Raw genomic sequence first — 819 nt, forward strand, 5'->3', positions numbered from 1 at the left:
TGTGCTCCGGTTTCTGGGGTCCAGTAGATCATGCCGCCTTCAAAGACGTTGTAGCGTCCTCGCCCGTCAGGGGTGGTCAGCTCATCACTGATGGGGTATCCGAGGTCGCTGTTTTGGGCTCCCATGGATTGCCACTTGTCATAAATCGCCCCCTGGATACTGGACTGGACCGGCGGCAGCGCATTATGGGTGTAGACGTGACCGCCTTGGAAGTCCTGCTTATACCAATCACCACCCTGGGGAATGTCGCTGGTGGTGGGGTATCCAAGGAAGCCGCCTTCCCACCCGTGGCGTGCCCACACGGTAGATACCGGCAGGCTGACACTGTGTGCCCCGGTGTGTGGGTGCCAGTAGATGAAACCGTTGATGAATTCCGAACGACGCCCCACCCCGTCAGGGTTGGTCAGCTCGTTGGATTTCGGAAGAAGCAGGAAGCTGAGTGGCCCGCCGATCTGGTCGTATTTGTTTTTGATGGCCCCACAGACTTCAAACCAGGTAGGCCAATACACCCCACACCCCGGGCGAGCATTCAACGTCGGCGCCTCAGGATTGGTCAGCTTAGCTTCCCGTACCTCGGCCTTGTCGGCTTCAGCCTTGCTGATACCAGCAGGTATAGGTTCCTTATCTGAGCGCATCTGGCCTGGGATAACCCGATCCTTCGGATTAACCGTGGGGTGCCACTCATCAAGACCACGGGGGTTGAGGTCTTTGTCTTCGACCTGATTGACTTCATATCCTTCAGCCCCAGGAGGGGTAGGGATTCCCCACTGGGCGAACGGACCATCAATAGGTGCGATATCAGGAACATCCCCAGCACCA

At 57.6% G+C, this 819-nt stretch carries 1 protein-coding gene; it reads right to left on the reverse strand.

The window, feature by feature from the left end:
• On the reverse strand, positions 1–635 hold a 635-nt coding region (locus FHE74_RS10570; RefSeq protein ID WP_425456353.1), incomplete at its 3' end, for an LGFP repeat-containing protein.
• Between the last annotated feature and the right edge of the window lie 184 nt (positions 636–819).

The sequence above is a fragment of the Corynebacterium tapiri genome, from assembly GCF_006334925.1.
GTDB classification, from domain to species: Bacteria; Actinomycetota; Actinomycetes; order Mycobacteriales; family Mycobacteriaceae; genus Corynebacterium; species Corynebacterium tapiri.